Origin of the sequence: Microcystis sp. M44BS1 (assembly GCF_020244875.1) — a bacterium.
In the GTDB taxonomy this organism is placed as follows: Bacteria; Cyanobacteriota; Cyanobacteriia; order Cyanobacteriales; family Microcystaceae; genus Microcystis; species Microcystis panniformis.
In genome coordinates this window covers 1-16,465 of sequence record NZ_JADBVM010000267.1, presented here as the reverse complement: position 1 = coordinate 16,465, position 16,465 = coordinate 1, and the positions used below count along the sequence as shown (strand labels likewise).

Genomic DNA, 16,465 nt, shown 5'->3' with positions numbered 1-16,465 from the left:
TGGTCTTGGCTGTCTATATTTTAACCAATAAATTGCTGTATTGCAAGCATAGTCAGCTTTTAAAGATAAATTATTGTTTTATTGGTCAGCAATAATTGTCTGTTTTTTCTTTAATTTTACATGACAAGTTCGGAAGAGCCAAATTTGTCATGGTCAACGAAATTCGCTAATATGTGGTATTCTGAGAAGCGATCACTAGCTTTTGCTATCAAAACAATGGTCACTTGTAGTAAGATAACGAGGGTTAAAGAAGCACGGGAGTATGTTAGCACAACCCAAGCCCAATAACCTTAAAATTGTCGGGGAGCCTTAGATTTTCGCCAATTGCCTTCCACACAGGGGAGGGTTTCTCCTGAAACTAGAACCCAACAGACAACCTCATAATTAACTTCGCCAATTCAACCAAAATATAAAATCATTCTGGCAAAATGTCCACAACTCAAATATAAATGCTATATGTCCGCCAAAGTCCCTCAAGCTCAAGATCGATCGACGACTAATATTATCTCCGATGTCAGCAAATTTTGGCACAGTGTCAAGCTGATCGCTGCTCCCTATTGGTATCCTACAGAATCGGGGGGAAGGGCTTTTTCCGATGTGATGAAAGCTTGGGCAATGCTCATCCTACTAATCGGGGCAATCCTAGGAGTTGTGGGATTAAATGCCTTCAATAGCTTTATTAGTAATTACTTAGTTGATGTCATTCTTGAAAAAAATGATTTTGATAAATTTGTCAGAACTTTGGTAGTTTTTGCGGTTGGACTGCTCTTTGTCACCATTTTAGTTGGCTTGCTTAAATTTCTCAGAAAAAGAATCGCCCTAGATTGGTATGCTTGGCTCAATGACTGGATTCTCACAAAATATTTGCATAATCGCGCCTATTACAGAATTAATTTTAAATCCGATATCGACAACCCAGATCAGCGTTTATCCCAGGAAATTGAGCCGATTACCAGTAAAGCTCTCTCCTTTTTTGCAGTTTCCCTAGAAAATGTCCTAGATATGATCACTTTTTTAGTGATTCTCTGGTCAATTTCTTCCTCAGTTGCCATTATTTTAGTCATTTGGACAATTATCGGTAACGTCATTGCTATCTATTTTAACCAAGCTCTAAATAAAATTACTCAAGAAGAATTAGAACTTAAGGCTAACTATAATTATGCTCTAACCCACATTCGTAATCATGCGGAGTCAATCGCTTTCTTTGAGGGAGAAAATCAGGAATTAAATATTATTCAGCGCAGATTTAACAAACTCTTAAGCAGTGCTAAACGTAAAATTGATTGGGAGAGAGGCACAGAAATTTTTCGTCGAGGCTATCAGGCGGCAATACAAGTATTTACTTTTGTCATTTTGGGTCCTTTGTATATCAATGGTGAGGGCATTAGTTTCGGACAGGTCGGACAAGCCTGTTTAGCGGCTAATTTGTTTGCTACGGCACTGGCGGAATTAATTAATGAATTTGGCACTTCGGCACAATTTAGCAGTTATGTTGAACGTCTATCGCAATTTTCCCAAGCCTTAGAAGAAGTCATTAAACAACCAGAAAATTTAAGCACGATTACAACTATCGAAGAAACCCAATTTTCCTTTGAAGATGTCACCTTGCAAACTCCCGATTATGAACAGGTAATTGTCGAAAACCTCTCCCTTTCTGTTCAGCCTGGACAAGGTTTATTAATTGTCGGTCCGAGTGGTCGGGGTAAAAGTTCTTTGCTACGCGCAATTGCCGGTTTATGGAATGCCGGAACCGGCCGATTAGTGCGACCTCCCCTAGAAGAAGTATTGTTTCTGCCCCAACGTCCCTATATAATATTAGGAACCTTGCGAGAACAGTTACTTTATCCCAATCGCAATCAAGAAACCAATGAGATAAAATTGAGAGAAGTTTTGCAAGAAGTCAATCTCCAAAACTTACTAAATCGAGTCAATAGCTTTGATACAGAAGAGCCTTGGGAAAACATTTTGTCCCTAGGAGAACAACAACGTTTGGCTTTTGCCAGGGTATTAATTACCCGTCCCAGTTTTACTATCCTCGATGAAGCCACAAGTGCTTTAGACTTAAACAATGAAGAAAATTTATATCGGCAATTGCAGAAAACTCACACAACTTTTATTAGTGTCGGACATCGGGAAAGTCTCTTTAACTATCATCAATGGGTTTTAGAACTCTCTAGTAATTCCCATTGGCAACTGCTGACAGTGGAGGAATATCGCCGACAAAAAGCAAAAGAAATTATTAATATTTCTGTCGATAATTCTCAAGCTAGGCTCGAAGATTTACCGAATCAGGAAACCGAGGTCAATCCTAAAATCAACTCTGCCGGGGAACCACCCCCCGAATCGCCAACGACAACAATCTTAACAGAACCTCTAGAAGGACTTTCCCATGCACAAATGAAGGAGTTAAGCGACTATTCCCTCAGTAGCATTAGAAGCAAAGCCAGTCAGGGAAAATCAATTACGGGTAAAGATGGACTGACCTATCGCTATGACAAAGACCCTAAAATCTTAAAATGGCTAAGAGTTTAGCCGATGAGAAACGGGTCAAAAAACAACGTTAAACCATTACATAAATTAGCTACCAAAAAAATGAATCAAACCCTTGTCAATCAACAACAGTTCTTCCAAGAAATCGTCCAAGATATCGAGCAAAATAAAATTGCAATTGCGGCGAAAAAACTGCGTCAACAGGAAGCAGATAGCTGTGAAATTCCGGCTCAGTGGCTCTGGAAAACAGCAGCAGCTTTGGAAACCAACGACTGGAGCATTTTATCAGAAGATTTCATTAATTTGAATTTTATCGGGAAAAATGGTTATTTTCTGATGATTGCTCCCTATCGCATCAATCGTCAGGGAGAAAGACAACTCACTTTGAGTGCGATTTACGGAAAAATTCACCAAAATAGTCAACCTTCTATCGAACAACTAGAAAGCTTAACTCGTGAAAAATTTGGCAGTCTAAGACAACCGATTCCCAGAAATTTATCCTTTACTGAAATTGCTAGTTGTGGCACGATTAAAGGTGAAAAGGGGGAGGCTTTTATCGTTCCCCATAGGTGGACTTTTCCCAATAGTGTTCAGGGACCAGCTTTAAATAATGCCAGTGAGCAAAAACGACGCTTTTCTGGTTCTAGCTACGAATGTATCCGAAAAATTTTTGAGCCAGAAACGGCCGATTTACTATTAGAACCCCTAGAGGATCAAATTAATGGTGAACGCTATCGTCATCTCGATACCCAATTCCATGAAGCGGGTCATGCTAGTGGGTTAGGATTTGACTTGAAACTCAAAAATAAACTGTTTCAAAACTATACCTATGCTGGAGTCGAGGAGTGGCGCTCAGATAGTTTAGGCTTTGAATTTGCCGATTGTGCTTTACCGGCCGAAGAAGCGGGAAAATTAGTCGCTGTTAATTTCTGCATTCGCTTTGGTTTAGATGCTCACCGTTTAGGGGGTTTAGAAAAAGATGTGGATGTCCACGCTAGTTTGATCAGTTTGGAATATCTCTTGCAAAATGATGCTATTTATCTCACAAAAAATGGTCAATTGGCCCTGCGTAATGTCAGTTATCCAGGCTTACTAAAAGCGGTAGAAATGCACCGAACACAAGCTTTGTCTCTAACGCGAAGGGAGTTGAATCTAAATAGTCCAACGGGTCTTTTTGCTCTGTATAAAGTGGAGATTCATCCCGCAACTCAATTAATTTTTCAGGGACTAATTGTAGAGCGATGCCGCGGAATTTGGTCAGAGTTACAATAAGTACCTAGGGTTTGCTGTTAACCGGCCCGGGGAGGGATGTCAGTCAGCCATGTGCATCCCACCAAAGCCTATTGATGGCGATAGGGATTGGGGTCAACTCCTCTGAGTTTCTGGCCACAGTAAGTGCCGGCCCTGGAATATTAGTCGTTGACTTCTAAGTAGCTGTTTGCAATTAAATAGAAGATAGGTTTTGCACTCGATCCCCCCTGCCCCCCTTAATAAGGGGGGTGCCGACAGGCGGGGGGATCTGAGAGTTTTTTACGCCCATCTACTTACACATTTATTTATATATATATCGCTAGATAACTAAAATGTGTTAAACTAGGCGGTAGCATTCTGGGAAATCACGACAAATAGATCAGTCTCTTATTAGTCAGAATCCCTGAACCCCTGATTACCTCTTTCTCCCCCGGTCGGTGACAAAACCAATGGCTGAACAACGCTCTGTACTAAAATTTAATGGCATCGATGATCATGTTGATCTATCCCACGGATTTCTTGACATCGATCAGAGTATTACCATTACATTTTGGGCAAAAGGGGAAAATAATTTATCCACAGAAACGACTCTTTTAGAAGCTGTTAATCGGGAAAATAACCGCGTTCTACATATTACCCTGCCTTGGAGCGATCCCGTGAAACCTGCGATTTTTTGGGATGCGGGAAATGAAGAAGGTTTCGATCGAATTGAAAAAAAAGTCAAGCTTAAAGATTATAGTGATTGGACTCACTGGGCCTTTGTTAAAAATGCGACCACGGGCCGAATGTTGATCTATCGTAATGGGATCATTTGGCATCGTGGCAACGGTCATAACCGTGCCTTAACGGGGATTGAAAAAATCATCTTGGGAGCCTCTGTTAATCTCTCCCATTATTGGCAAGGTTGTCTTGCAGAACTTTCTGTTTGGAATCAAGCGCGTAGCCAAGAAGAAATCCAAAAAACGATGTATCAATCTCCCTTAGTTGATAACCTTGGCTTAGTCACTTATTTATCACTCAATGGCAGTGCCGAGGATCAAACAAGTTATAGCAATCATGGTATTCTTTATGGGACAACCTGGCAACTAGATAGTCTTCCCTCTAAACCGACCTCGATCCCTAAATCAAAAATTCAGACTAGCAGTAAAGCTAGAAAGAATGTGAAAAGGATAACAATGGTCAACGAAATTTTTAACTCCCTTGAAACAGAAGAAGTGGTTGAACAGGATGCTCCAGCCGAACATCAAGAACCTTCCCTGGAAGAGAATCCAGAATCAATTATAATTGCCGCAGAAGCTGCTCTTGCCAGCAATGAAATGGAGGAGATTACTAAAACGGCAATTTCTCAACCGGATATCCTGACTTATTCAAACCAGAAAAAACGGTTAATTATTTGTTGTGATGGTTCTTGGGAAGACTCTACCAGTTCTTACCCCACCAATGTGGTTAAATTCGCCGAATCTATTAAGTATATTGCCGAGGATCAAACCCCCCAAATCGTCTTTTTGTCAGGTTCTGGCAGCGCCGAAGATAACGAATTTATTAAAAGTTTAGGGAATGAAACTTTTGGCTGGGGACTCGATCGAATGATCCAAGATGCCTATCGTTTTCTTGTCCTTAACTATAATCCCACAAGCGAGGATGAAGTTTATTTGTTAGGTTTTAGTCGCGGAGCATATATCGTTCGTTGTTTGGCTAGTTTTATCGATAAATGTGGAATCCTAAAACGCTCTAAAATTAAAGAAATTCCCCTAGCTTATCAACTCTATCGAGACCACAACGTTAGTTCCGATAGTGCCAAAGCTCAACAATTTCGTGCCGCTAATGCCAAAAAAATTGAGACAGAAAAGGAAGATTTTCAAGATCGTATTCCAGTCAAGATGTTAGGTTGTTGGGATACAGTTGGTCATTTTGGTATTCCTGATTTAACCCCTTGGTTTCCCTTAGCTAAGTTTTATCATAAAAAATATGAATTTAGTAACACAAAATTAAGTCCGATTATCCAAAATGCTTTTCATGCGGTTGCCATTGATGAAAAACGGAAAAACTTCCCTTCCACTCCGATCAAAGCCAATCCCGAAAATCCTGAACAAGTTGTCAAAGAAGTTCTATTTGTCGGTGAACATACCTGTCTAGGTGGTGGCAAAAAAGAATATCAAGGACTTTCCGACTACTCCTTACAATGGATGATTAATCAAGCCAAAAAATTGGGATTAGAGTTTGACTCAACCACCTCTGAATTTGAGGAATTCCCAATTAAACTAGACCCGACCATCAAGTTCGATAATACGGTTAAAGGATTGTCGGCCTTGGGAGGTGAGCAATGGCGATATTTCAATACAAAAGTTGTCACTGTTCATCACAGTGTGGTAAAACGATTAAAGGCTTTTTCCGATTATCGTCCCAAAAGTCTTGAACCTTTTCTTCAAGCTTTACTTGACGGCGATCAACAGACAGATTAACCTTGCTTTAGAATTAAATTAATCCTTCGCTAGAAATTTGAGGTGATTTTTATGGAACTCGATAACATTATCAAAAAAGTGGCAGGTACTTATTTAGCTTCGGCTATTATTGCTGTCATCGTGCTAATTATTACCCTCGGACAACCCTTTGTAGTTTTTCTGGGTATCGGAGCGATGGGGTTGGTTAGTGTCTTAGGAGATGCGATCGCTCAGTACGGAATTGAAGCGGTTCTGAATGCTTTTTACACTGAGCGAAGTAAAAAAGAATCCCTAGAAACACTTTTGGCTGAAATTGATGCTTTACCTCTGACTGATGACCTGAAATTAAAAACTAAAAAATACTTGACTGACTATCAAGAACAGACAGCAAAGCAGCAAGAAACGGTAACTGAGCCAACTCCTGAAAGTCCTCAAACAGTTGTTATTGAAAATGAACCAGTTGTTATTGAAAATGAACCAGTTGTTGAAAATGAACCAGTTGTTGAAAATGAACCAGTTATTGAAAAGGAACCAGTTGTTGAAAATGAACCAGTTGTTGTTGAAGTTGAAAATGTTTAATTAGGTATTGCTCCCTCTTGTAATAGCTGGGAGCAGCGGATGATTATTGCTAAGTACTGAGGAATTTTTTGGTCTAAGATAGCTATGCTAAATAGGAACTCTCCACATCTGATGACCTATAAAAAAATTGCCATTTATGAGCAAAGCTATCAGCTTCCTGTTTTTAAAAATAGATACTTAAAAAATTTTCAGAAAATCATCAAAGAACGTCGGAAATTAATTCAAGAAGGAGTTCGCTACCATTACTATTTTGGTAAGATTATTAAACGAAAAGAAAAAATTACTCAACAAGAAATCTTGATTGAGACTCAGTTATTAATTAAAGACTATAATTTATTAATTAATGGACTAGAAATCTATCAAGACGGATATTATCGTTTTTTACTCCAACTCAGTGACAATCTCAAAATTTTATTTTCCCAAAAATATCAAGAATTAAAAATCTTAGACTACGAGAGAATAAAGTTAGAAATTAAAAATAATAATAATCAAAATATTCTCAATCAACTCAAGCTAGAAAAACAGGAAAATTTTCGGGCAATTTTGCTACTGGGAAAAACATCTTTTTTGATGTTGAGAAAAACTAAATTACTAGGGGAAGGAGTTCAGAAATTAGCCGAGGATACTCAAAAGCAGAAAAAAATTGTGCAAGCAATTATTCAAGAACTCAAAATTTATGAGGAATTAAATCATTATCAACTCAAATCTCAACGAGTTCGCCAAGAAATTGCGGATCTTGCCCAAAATGCGATTAATTTTGAAAACTACTTACAGGACTATTTTGCTCCTTTTCAATTATTAATAGAAGAAGTCATTAAGGTGGATGAAGAATTTTATGCAACAGTTGGAGAAATTAAGTATTTGGTAGATAATATTTTTCAACCTCAGCCTGATCTCTTAGAAACGTCAGATTCCGCAATGAATTCTGAGTTTTTGCTAAATTTTCTAGCGACTGGTTACGAGAAAGAAGCCAGGTTAAAAGAGGCTTTTTCCTCTGATCAATTTAATGATTACTTATTCAATGAAAGTGAATGGTCAGAACAATTTATTTCCCTAGAAAAAACCATCAATAAATTATCTGATCATTTAGCAGAACAAGAGGCTTGTCAAAAAGACAGTATCCCCAAAACTCCCCTGGCAATAGTTGTCTCTCAATTCCCTCAAAACAATCTTGACAAATCTTCTAGTTCTAAAAATCCCCCGACTTCCCCAAATATCTTAACTCAAGAATCGGCCGATCTTGATTATAATCAATTACAAGATTTGCTAAGAAAGCAACAGTGGCAAGCGGCTGATCGCCAAACAACCAAACTACTATTAAAATTTTTGGGTAGGACCTACTGGAATGAGGTTTATCCTCAAGATATTGCTCAATTACGTTGTTCGGAACTCAAAAAAATTGATCAACTTTGGCTTCATTATAGTAATGGTCATTTCGGGTTTAGTATTCAGCAAGCCATTTTCTCTAGTCTCGGTGGTTTAGTGGATTATGAAACCCAAAAAAAACTTGGCGATCGCCTAGGTTGGCGGAAGGAAGGTCAATGGCTCAATTATGAGCAACTAAACTTTCAATTAGAGCCGAATTCTCCCCTCGGTCATTTACCCGTTCATTGGTTGATTTTTGAAGAAAATCTTTGTTACCCATCTCCGGAAGCTTCTGACAATCAAAACTCCGTGGCTTTCTGGAGAGTTGGCAATTGGTTATTGTGGCAACTTCACCTCGTTTTCAGCAAAATTCAAGCCTGTGGAATTATTCCTCTGTCTGACTTTTAAAGCGATTATCTAAGCTGTTGACTATCTAAATTACTCGTTAATTAACAGGGATCAGGGAGAGGCAGTTTGAGCATTTATACTAAAATTCCCAATACATACGCAGTTTAAATGCAGTACAGCTTATCATCCTAAATCCTGTTTTAAAAAGCAGATAACAATCAATCATAAGTTAGCCAATGATAGTTAGTCAAGTTTTTAATTTCATTAGTCATTGTTTCTTCCATTGCTTCAATCGTTTCAAAATGCTCATTAACCAGGGGTTCATCTACTAGAGACCACAATCTCTCGGCTGACTGTAATTTTGGCGAATAAGCAAAGTAGAAAATCGAGCATGATTCCCTCGGCAACTTAAAGTTTTTGACTTCTATCTGAGAATTGGTAAATTTATCCCTTAATTATTGGACTTTTACTGGTAAATTCTGCTTAAATTTTTCTGGTTTAACTGGGTCTCCCTTTTTATGTTTTGGTCTCGGTTTTTGACAAGAATATCTGCACTTTTTTTAAGTAATCCCATCCCCTTTGATTCCAAACTTTTTCTCGTCCCGTTTCCTTTTCTATCCATCTAGCCACCTTCGGACCTGTCCAGATTCCTCCATCGGCAGGACGTTTTTTCAGTTCTTCTTTTAATTTTTGCAATTGTTCTTCCTTCAATAAAGGTTCTTTTCCTCTCCGATGTTCCCCACTTTTTTTCTTGAGATTTTTAACTCCTTCTTCCCCTAATTCATTATATCTTTTGAGAATTCTAAAACTATATTGATAATCTAATCCTACAGCTACTGCAGCATTTTTGATTGTCCATCCTAACGATATTTTCCACAATAAGTGCCATCTTCTTGTTTCTACTGAGTCTTGACTTCTTCTGTATCTATCTTTCAGTTCCTCTGAACTTAGATGTTCGGCTAAGTAAGCTTTCTTGGGCATTTTATCTCATTGTTTTTATTTACTCTATTATAACAGGATTTAAGAGCAAACGCTAAGTCTGCCAAAGGAAGCGTCAAAAGCGCAAAATCTGCGAGATTAGTTTTGGAAACGCTAATCTCAGCGAAGCCGATTGGCTTAGTTCCTATCGCTCTCATCGTCCAGTCTAGCTCTAGCACAGATGATCCCCTGTCTGGAAGCAGTAAGGATTGTTTTGTAATTCACTCGATCCCAAACGTCACCGAAACGACCGCGGTAATATCTTTGTCGATCGAGGAAGTGTCGTAAATTCCCGAATCGCTCACGTCGGTGGAATTGCGCGAGGTGATCTGAAAAACTCCCGTTGTCGCATCGCGCACCCTTCCCACCCGACTGCCAGTACTACTGGCGATCGCCTCAGCCCTCGCTCTCGCATCCTTGGTCGCTGCCGCCACCATTTCCACCCGCAGCTTATCCAGTTGGGTGTAAAGGTATTGGGGGGGTTCAGAGACGAGGTTAATTCCCTCCTCGATCAATTCCGTTACCTGCCTAGAAAGTTCCGTGTAACGGGCCACATCCCCCGCTCGAATCTCGAAGCGTTGGCTGAGGCGATAGGCGAGAATTTGCCCAGTTTCCTGGCCGTTAGTCGTTACTTCAGGAATCGGCATTGTCTCGATCGCGTTGGTGGTGATTGCGTCGTCAGGAACTTGTTTTTCTTTGAGATAAGCTCGTATCCGCTCGGTTTGCCGGATCAGATCGCGATAGGCTTCGCGGGCGGTGGGTTGTTGACTGGAAACCGATAAACGCCAGAGAATATAATCGGATGTAATCGGCCTTTTTGCCGAACCGGTCACGACAAAAACATCGCTGGCCCGTTTCACCGCCAAGATCGAGCGCGCCGCTATCCAGGAACTCACAACGAGGGCGATCGATAGCACCGATAAACCCGCGAATACCTGCGGGAAACGTCGGAATATAGAACTGTCTTTCATTATCACCCCTCCTGGAAATTCGACGTTTCTATCCTATGCTAGTAGCGAGCGAGTTGAAATTATTATTTACAAAAATCAATTTTTCTCGCATCAGGTTGATGCGCTTTGACAGCAAAGATTATTCAGCCCTTACTGGAGCTTTGGCACAATGGGGACCGATTGACACTCCCCGAAGCGCTTATGGGAGGGATTCTTGGCTCACTGAGTTTCCTTAACCCGGCAGGACGTATCCAACATTCACTAGAGGGAATCTCTCCCCCCCTGGCCCTAGGGCTGTTTCATTCTCTCAAATGTCATTCTCTCAAATCCTTATCTGGCAACGTTTTTAGTCGATGCTTACCTCATAAGCGATTAAAGGTAGCAAAAAAAGAATTAGATTCGGAGAATGAATCAGTCCTACCCCTTGCCCCCCCGATGTCGGGGGGCAAGGGGGGGGAGGTTCGGCTAATCTAAGAATAAGCGGTTTAAATGCGTCTTAGCTTATCTTGTTCATAACCTGATAAGAGTCCAAAAAACTCAGTGATTCTTACAATCTAGATGTTCACTTTGGTTTTGTCTGTGGGAATTTGTGGCCATTTTGGATTTTCTCATACAAGAATTTTCGTGGGATCAAGTGGGATTTAGTGGCAAAAAAGAGGGCAAGGGTCATGAAAAAGGCTAAATTTGATTTCTATGTTCGATCCCCCCTAGCCCCCCTTGAAAAGGGGGGAACCAGACTCAAAGTCTCCCTTTTTAAGGAGGGAAACAGACTCAAAGTCCCCCTTTTTAAGGAGGGAAACATACTCAAAGTCTCCCTTTTTAAGGAGGGAAACATACTCAAAGTCCCCCTTTTTAAGGGGGATTTAGGGGGATCGAACTAGCGAAGCTTATAACTAGCAACTTGGGTTAATTTAAATGCAGAACAAATTACTAAATCAAGAGGTTAATCAGTAAAAAAAGGCAAAAAATGGAAGAATTATTAGAGTTAAAAAATCTATTACTAGCTGGCAATATTCCCGATGCCTTGCTCCTGGTAGAGGAAATGACAGAAATGAGCAAGGATGATAAGCTCAATAAGATTTTTAGCTTTAGTATTATTGTCCTATTACATCTGATTAAACAGCAAGCAGAAAAACTCAGTACACGCTCATGGGAAACCTCTATTTCTAATTCTGTTAAACAGATTCAACGCATTAATAAACGACGTAAAACTGGAGGAAATTATCTAACAATAGAAGAATTAAAAGAAACCTTAGATGATGCTTATTCTTCCGCTTTAAGACAAGGGGCATTAGAAGCTTTTGAGGGTATATATCAACCCGAAGAAATTGAAGCTATGGTTGATAAAAATCAAATTATTAATCAAGCAATGAGGTTGATTTTAGGATAGGAGAACTGCACAGAATAATCAGATAGCTAATTAAACCAGTTCAAAATTTTGTTCCAAATAGATGATACAGATGTTGTAAGTTTCTTCCAAATATTATCAAATTTATCCCAAATGTTTTCATCTTTTGGAGGTGGTGTTTTACCCGTGCCAAATTTATCCCAAATGTTTTCATCTTTTGGAGGTGGTGTTTTACCCGTGTCAAATATATCCCAAGCACTTGATGAATTGGTTTCAAGTTTTGTCCAGGGATCTGAAGATGTTGTATCTTTTCGACTGGTTGGAGGTGGCTCTTCCTCAGGGAGAGGCTCAACGATATCAGGAGGAGGCTCAAAACTCCATTTAGCTCCTGTGTAATTGTTGACTAAATTTTCAAGAGGTTGTAGGTTTTCAATATTTGATTGTTGACAAAATTTCTCTAATTCTTGGGTAAAATACACAATCTCAGGAGAAAGATTTTTAAGTTCTTTGAAAATCTTGGATGAATTAGGTTTAATTAGGTCTTTTTCGGAAAATAGTAGTCTTTCTTCTTGTTGTATTTGTTGCCAATAGTTGCGATTTTCTGATAGAACAAGCAATGATAAATAAATTACCATTTCTGAGAAATAGTCAGCTTTTGGACTTAATTTAGATAACTTATTTCTGTTAGGGTGTTGATAACCAGGGAGTCCGTTAATATTGTCGGTTGCGTTGCTTAATTGAGGAACATATAAACTATCATAGTCAATTAAACATAGATCACCATTTTTACGCACTATAATATTACCGTGTTGTAAGTCTCCATGAGAAATATTATTTTGATGGAGAATTTTAACCATTTCTAAGAATTTTTCGGCAAAGTTACGGATAGAAGTCGGGTTATTAATATTATTAGATATAAAGTCTTTAAAGCTAATACCATCAACCCATTCCATTCTAATAATGGGAAATCTTTGTCCATTGACTAAAATTCCTTGTTCTTGGTAAGCAAAATCAACAAAATAAGGAAGTTGAACTGTTTTAAGATAGGCATCAATCGCCTTATAACGAATTTTTAGATCCCCTAAATCTTCTATCCAACATTTAAGGGCATATTTTTTAGGATTAGTTTGAATTTCATAAACAACGGCTTTTCCGCCATTATGAGACAGTAAAAAGTTCTGATTTTGCTTTTGCTTAACAGGCTTTCCTTGTTGTAAAATACCATCGTATATAAATCTATCAGGGTATTTTACGACTGTTTCATAGTCAGTTCTAAGCGGATATTTCATTTTTTTACATACCCCACAAATGTAAATTTAGACCAATTGGGAAGGGAATCAAATTCAAGTTTTTTAAACTTTGATGGTTCGCTTAATTGTCCAAAAACATCCCCTTCTGATCCACTAGGAAAGATTCTCAGATTTGTCTTGGGTTTTATTTCTATTTCATCCCTTGCACAAGTAGAACATTCATTCAAGATTGCTTGATTAGCATAAAGATCAATCTGAAATTTAATCCATTCCTCTCCTTCTTCTAAAATTAAAACCTGAGATGAGTCAGATAAAGCAGGAATAATAATTTCTTGAAAAGTTTGATCTTTGTATATTTTATTTCCTTTTTCAAGGTTCATATATTTAGGTTCATATTTAGTGACTTGACTAAATGAATTTAAATTGCTTGATTGTTCAGTTTTTATACTATTTATTTTGTTAGCTGTTTGAACAATAAGATATAATGTGGTTGCACTTAAGAATATATTTAAAGGAATAAAAACAAAGAGAAGATTACGGATTCCATCTATTGGTTTAATTACGCGTTTTTTCGTCGGTTGAGAAATTGAAGCAGAAACTTCTATCGTCGGATTGGGGCGCATGATGGGTAAAGATTGCAGAGGTTTTAATAATGTTTGTATATTGGATCTTATTTTGGCAAAACCAGAAGGAACTCCTAAAGTTTCATCAGAAGTATTGTATTGAGTTTTTTCTTCTACGTTTGAAGGATTGCTTTTATCTTCTTTAGAAAGCTGTTCAGTTTCATCACTTGAAGGTAAAACGATAGAAGAATCTTCTTTATTTTCTTTTCTGGGTTTTGTAGGCAAACTGACGATTTCACGATCACTGACTTCTAAAATCATTAAAGTGACATCATCATTTTTCATTTTTATTGTGTTATCATGTCTAGCAGATGTTACAAAATTCTCAAACTCCTGTTGTGAATTAATATCAAACTCCTGTTGTGGATTAATTTTAAGTAAAGTTGTTAAAATATCTCTTCGCTGTTCTGTATATTTAAAAATATATTCAGCTAGAGCGTCAGTTGCTAGTACAAAATAAAGCTTATCTGAATGTTGTTTGTATTTTAATTTGATGTCTAAAAATTCTGGTTCATGATCATTATTTTTAGAGCGACTTCCAAAATATCCAGGTTGATTATTAAAATCCGTTGATTTTTCCAATAAATAGGTTTTAATTAATTGATTTCCCCGAAAAATAAACAGACAGCTATCGCCAACAATAGATACTTTGGCTTGATTTTCAATAAATTGTAACCCAATAAAGGTAGATGTTGCTGATTCAAAACGATTCAAACGATTTTCAATCTCAATCCAGGCAGGATTATTACCGCTTTTTGCTGTTTTTAATTCTGCTGTAACTCGTTCTAACCATTCTTTCTGAATTGGTTTAAGCCATTTTTGCCAATTGTTTTTATCAATTTCGGGATTTCCACAAAAATAATCAACAAGAAGTTTTGACCATATACTTGAGTAAAATGATTGAGTTGCACCATCGGCGATCGCAAAACAATTCTTAGCTTCATTATAGCTAAAATTATCTTGACAACCGCTAATGGTTTCCATCTCTTTATGAGTTCTATGACTGAACCGACGGATGACTGAAACTTTATGATGAGATTCCATAATTAATGACAATAACTTTAGCGTAATGCTCCTTGAGAACCAAATTGAAGAAGTTTAATCAGTGCTTCAGCATCAGCATTAAAGATAAAACCTCTGGCATTAGGTTGAACATTAAAACCCGCATTTTTGGCACTCTCAGCAAGAGGCTCAGGAAGCACACTGGAAATATCAAACAAAAAGTTAGCAAATTTATTACTGCTAAAACCAGCATTGTCACTAGGTAACTCTATTTTCCCTGCTGATGCGTTAGAAATATGAGCATTCAAAACAATCACGTTACCGTCACTTGTTTTAAGTTGTGCTAGTTTTTTCGCTTCAGTAGTAGCAGCATTAGAATCATTAGGTTCTCCATCGGTTATATTAATAACAACAGGTGGAAAACTATCGGGATGATTAGAAATAAATTTTTCTACCCCAGTATAAGCCTGTTTAAAGGCTTCAGCCATTGGTGTTCCATTACTTGCAGTCGGTTTCACAAACACTCGCATTACTTCATCCACTTCAACCAACCCACCTGCACCATCAGAGACTTTTCTCTTCAGGGTTGTTGTATCGGGATTTTTAGCCAACTCTGAGGCTTTATCTAGAAATAGTACATTAATACTTGCTCCATAGCCAACCGCCGCCACAAAACATCTGTCTTTAATCTCATTACCCGATGAACAAGCTGTAATAATTTCTCCGATGACTCGATTAACGGCTTTTGCGGCAAAATCTGCTTTATCTGAATTGGCGTATTTATCTGACATTGAAGCTGACTGATCAATCATAATCAGGATAAATCCAGGCTTGGCGCTACTCAGTTGTTCTTGATACATAACTTAAAGATTACTTCATTGATTTTTGAAATGGAAAAGATGATCATGTCACCGCAAAATGGGCTATGATGACAATCTAGCAAGCAAATAGGACTAATTAGCTTGATTTACCTAACATCTCAGTATTGTAGCGTTTGATTTTAGTACAAAAGTAGGCTTTGGTACACAATTTATAGGTAGGTTATGGTACAGTCTTAGTTCCGTTTGGTATAATATATTTGATTACTCCTCTAATTTTTTAACCAGAAATGAATAATATTGACCAAGTTTTGCAATATGTTGATGATTTAGTGTTTGAAAAAGTGGAGTCTCATCTGACACCAGTACAAGAAGCAATCTTGACAGGGGTTTGGCAAGGTCAAAAATATTGGCAAATTGCTCAATCTTTTAATGGTTGTAGTGAATCTCATATTAAAAAAGAAGCTGCTAACTTATGGAAAAAGTTGGGTAATGTATTAGACGAAGATGTTAATAAAGATAATTTACGATCCAAGTTAGAAAGAAAATATCGGGTTTCTCAAGCTTATCATTCGGGGAATTGTTTGTTACAAATTGATAACATCAATATTGGTGGTCAAATTATTCAAACGACTAATGATAACCAAAACCGATCATATTCTTTACATAATAATAAATCTCCCATGATTGACTTAACAAAAGCCCCTGAATTAAGGTATAACTATGGACGTAAGTTAGAAATATCAACCTTAAAAGAATGGCTAGATAATAAAACTCGATTAATTACTATTTATGGGTTAACTGGAATTGGAAAAACAGCTTTAACCCTTAAATTAGTTTCAGAAATTGCCCCACAATTTGATTATATTATTTATCGCAGTCTGGAAAATATTCCTCAATTAATCGCTCTCAAAGATGATCTAAAACAGTTTTTCAACCAATCTCTATCAACCCCCTTACCTGATATAATAGATTATCTAAGCTCCTATCGTTGTTTAATTATTCTTGATGATGTGCAGAAT

12 protein-coding genes are annotated in these 16,465 nt (G+C 37.8%); 7 read left to right on the top strand and 5 right to left on the bottom strand.

The genetic code is table 11. The features are described 5' to 3' along the window. Window positions 1-456: 456 nt before the first annotated feature. The 5 genes from IM515_RS20410 (at window position 457) to IM515_RS20390 (ending at window position 8,534) form a co-directional block, all read left to right on the top strand. Window positions 457-2,532, top strand: coding sequence for an ABC transporter ATP-binding protein/permease (locus IM515_RS20410; RefSeq protein ID WP_287630340.1), 2,076 nt, complete (start codon window positions 457-459; stop codon window positions 2,530-2,532). Window positions 2,533-2,592: 60 nt separating this feature from the next. Beyond that, a complete protein-coding gene (locus tag IM515_RS20405) occupies window positions 2,593-3,762 on the top strand; it encodes a DUF6014 family protein (RefSeq protein ID WP_287630339.1) in 1,170 nt (389 codons plus the stop codon). 428 nt (window positions 3,763-4,190) lie between these two features. Further along, complete coding sequence (locus IM515_RS20400; protein ID WP_287630338.1) at window positions 4,191-6,203, top strand: phospholipase effector Tle1 domain-containing protein; 2,013 nt, start codon at window positions 4,191-4,193, stop codon at window positions 6,201-6,203. Window positions 6,204-6,254: 51 nt separating this feature from the next. Continuing rightward, window positions 6,255-6,761 (top strand): hypothetical protein, encoded by a 507-nt coding sequence (locus tag IM515_RS20395; protein WP_287630337.1) that lies wholly within the window; start codon window positions 6,255-6,257, stop codon window positions 6,759-6,761. 111 nt (window positions 6,762-6,872) lie between these two features. Further along, window positions 6,873-8,534 carry a GUN4 domain-containing protein gene (locus IM515_RS20390; RefSeq protein ID WP_287630336.1) on the top strand — a complete coding sequence of 554 codons (1,662 nt, stop codon included), beginning with the start codon at window positions 6,873-6,875 and terminating at the stop codon, window positions 8,532-8,534. 456 nt (window positions 8,535-8,990) lie between these two features. On the opposite strand, the gene IM515_RS20385 is transcribed toward IM515_RS20390, so the two are convergent. Together IM515_RS20385 and IM515_RS20380 are read right to left on the bottom strand one after the other, a co-directional pair. Beyond that, complete coding sequence (locus IM515_RS20385) at window positions 8,991-9,455, bottom strand: helix-turn-helix domain-containing protein (RefSeq protein WP_002799684.1); 465 nt, start codon at window positions 9,453-9,455, stop codon at window positions 8,991-8,993. A gap of 218 nt (window positions 9,456-9,673) precedes the next feature. After that, window positions 9,674-10,423 carry an SIMPL domain-containing protein gene (locus tag IM515_RS20380; RefSeq protein ID WP_287630335.1) on the bottom strand — a complete coding sequence of 250 codons (750 nt, stop codon included), beginning with the start codon at window positions 10,421-10,423 and terminating at the stop codon, window positions 9,674-9,676. A gap of 946 nt (window positions 10,424-11,369) precedes the next feature. Here IM515_RS20380 and IM515_RS20375 point away from each other — a divergent pair. Then, window positions 11,370-11,792: a DUF29 family protein gene (locus IM515_RS20375; RefSeq protein WP_287630334.1), complete on the top strand. Its 423-nt coding sequence runs from the start codon at window positions 11,370-11,372 to the stop codon at window positions 11,790-11,792. A 26-nt stretch (window positions 11,793-11,818) separates the two neighbouring features. Here the strand turns inward: IM515_RS20375 and IM515_RS20370 are convergent, their stop codons facing one another. From IM515_RS20370 to IM515_RS20360, 3 genes are read right to left on the bottom strand one after another with little or no spacing between them, the layout of a single operon-like run. Continuing rightward, the gene (locus IM515_RS20370; RefSeq protein WP_287630333.1) at window positions 11,819-13,039 is read right to left on the bottom strand and encodes a protein kinase domain-containing protein; all 1,221 of its coding nucleotides are present in this window, start codon (window positions 13,037-13,039) and stop codon (window positions 11,819-11,821) included. Then, the gene (locus tag IM515_RS20365; protein ID WP_287630332.1) at window positions 13,036-14,667 is read right to left on the bottom strand and encodes a PP2C family serine/threonine-protein phosphatase; all 1,632 of its coding nucleotides are present in this window, start codon (window positions 14,665-14,667) and stop codon (window positions 13,036-13,038) included. Before IM515_RS20365 ends, IM515_RS20370 begins: the two co-directional genes overlap by 4 nt. Window positions 14,668-14,684: 17 nt before the next feature. Then, a complete protein-coding gene (locus IM515_RS20360) occupies window positions 14,685-15,485 on the bottom strand; it encodes a vWA domain-containing protein (RefSeq protein ID WP_287630331.1) in 801 nt (266 codons plus the stop codon). A gap of 248 nt (window positions 15,486-15,733) precedes the next feature. On the opposite strand from IM515_RS20360, the gene IM515_RS20355 reads away from it, so the two are divergent. Continuing rightward, window positions 15,734-16,465, top strand: a 732-nt coding sequence (locus tag IM515_RS20355) for a helix-turn-helix domain-containing protein (protein WP_346304787.1), incomplete at its 3' end; no start/stop codon positions are given.

What these genes read in the sequence shown, in the direction of transcription:
- IM515_RS20410 (WP_287630340.1), top strand. Translation starts at nt 457, where the DNA reads ATGTCCGCCAAAGTCCCTCAAGCTCAAGATCGATCGACGACTAATATT.
- IM515_RS20405 (WP_287630339.1), top strand. Translation starts at nt 2,593, where the DNA reads ATGAATCAAACCCTTGTCAATCAACAACAGTTCTTCCAAGAAATCGTC.
- IM515_RS20400 (WP_287630338.1), top strand. Translation starts at nt 4,191, where the DNA reads ATGGCTGAACAACGCTCTGTACTAAAATTTAATGGCATCGATGATCAT.
- IM515_RS20395 (WP_287630337.1), top strand. Translation starts at nt 6,255, where the DNA reads ATGGAACTCGATAACATTATCAAAAAAGTGGCAGGTACTTATTTAGCT.
- IM515_RS20390 (WP_287630336.1), top strand. Translation starts at nt 6,873, where the DNA reads ATGACCTATAAAAAAATTGCCATTTATGAGCAAAGCTATCAGCTTCCT.
- IM515_RS20385 (WP_002799684.1), bottom strand. Translation starts at nt 9,455, where the DNA reads ATGCCCAAGAAAGCTTACTTAGCCGAACATCTAAGTTCAGAGGAACTG.
- IM515_RS20380 (WP_287630335.1), bottom strand. Translation starts at nt 10,423, where the DNA reads ATGAAAGACAGTTCTATATTCCGACGTTTCCCGCAGGTATTCGCGGGT.
- IM515_RS20375 (WP_287630334.1), top strand. Translation starts at nt 11,370, where the DNA reads ATGGAAGAATTATTAGAGTTAAAAAATCTATTACTAGCTGGCAATATT.
- IM515_RS20370 (WP_287630333.1), bottom strand. Translation starts at nt 13,039, where the DNA reads ATGAAATATCCGCTTAGAACTGACTATGAAACAGTCGTAAAATACCCT.
- IM515_RS20365 (WP_287630332.1), bottom strand. Translation starts at nt 14,667, where the DNA reads ATGGAATCTCATCATAAAGTTTCAGTCATCCGTCGGTTCAGTCATAGA.
- IM515_RS20360 (WP_287630331.1), bottom strand. Translation starts at nt 15,485, where the DNA reads ATGTATCAAGAACAACTGAGTAGCGCCAAGCCTGGATTTATCCTGATT.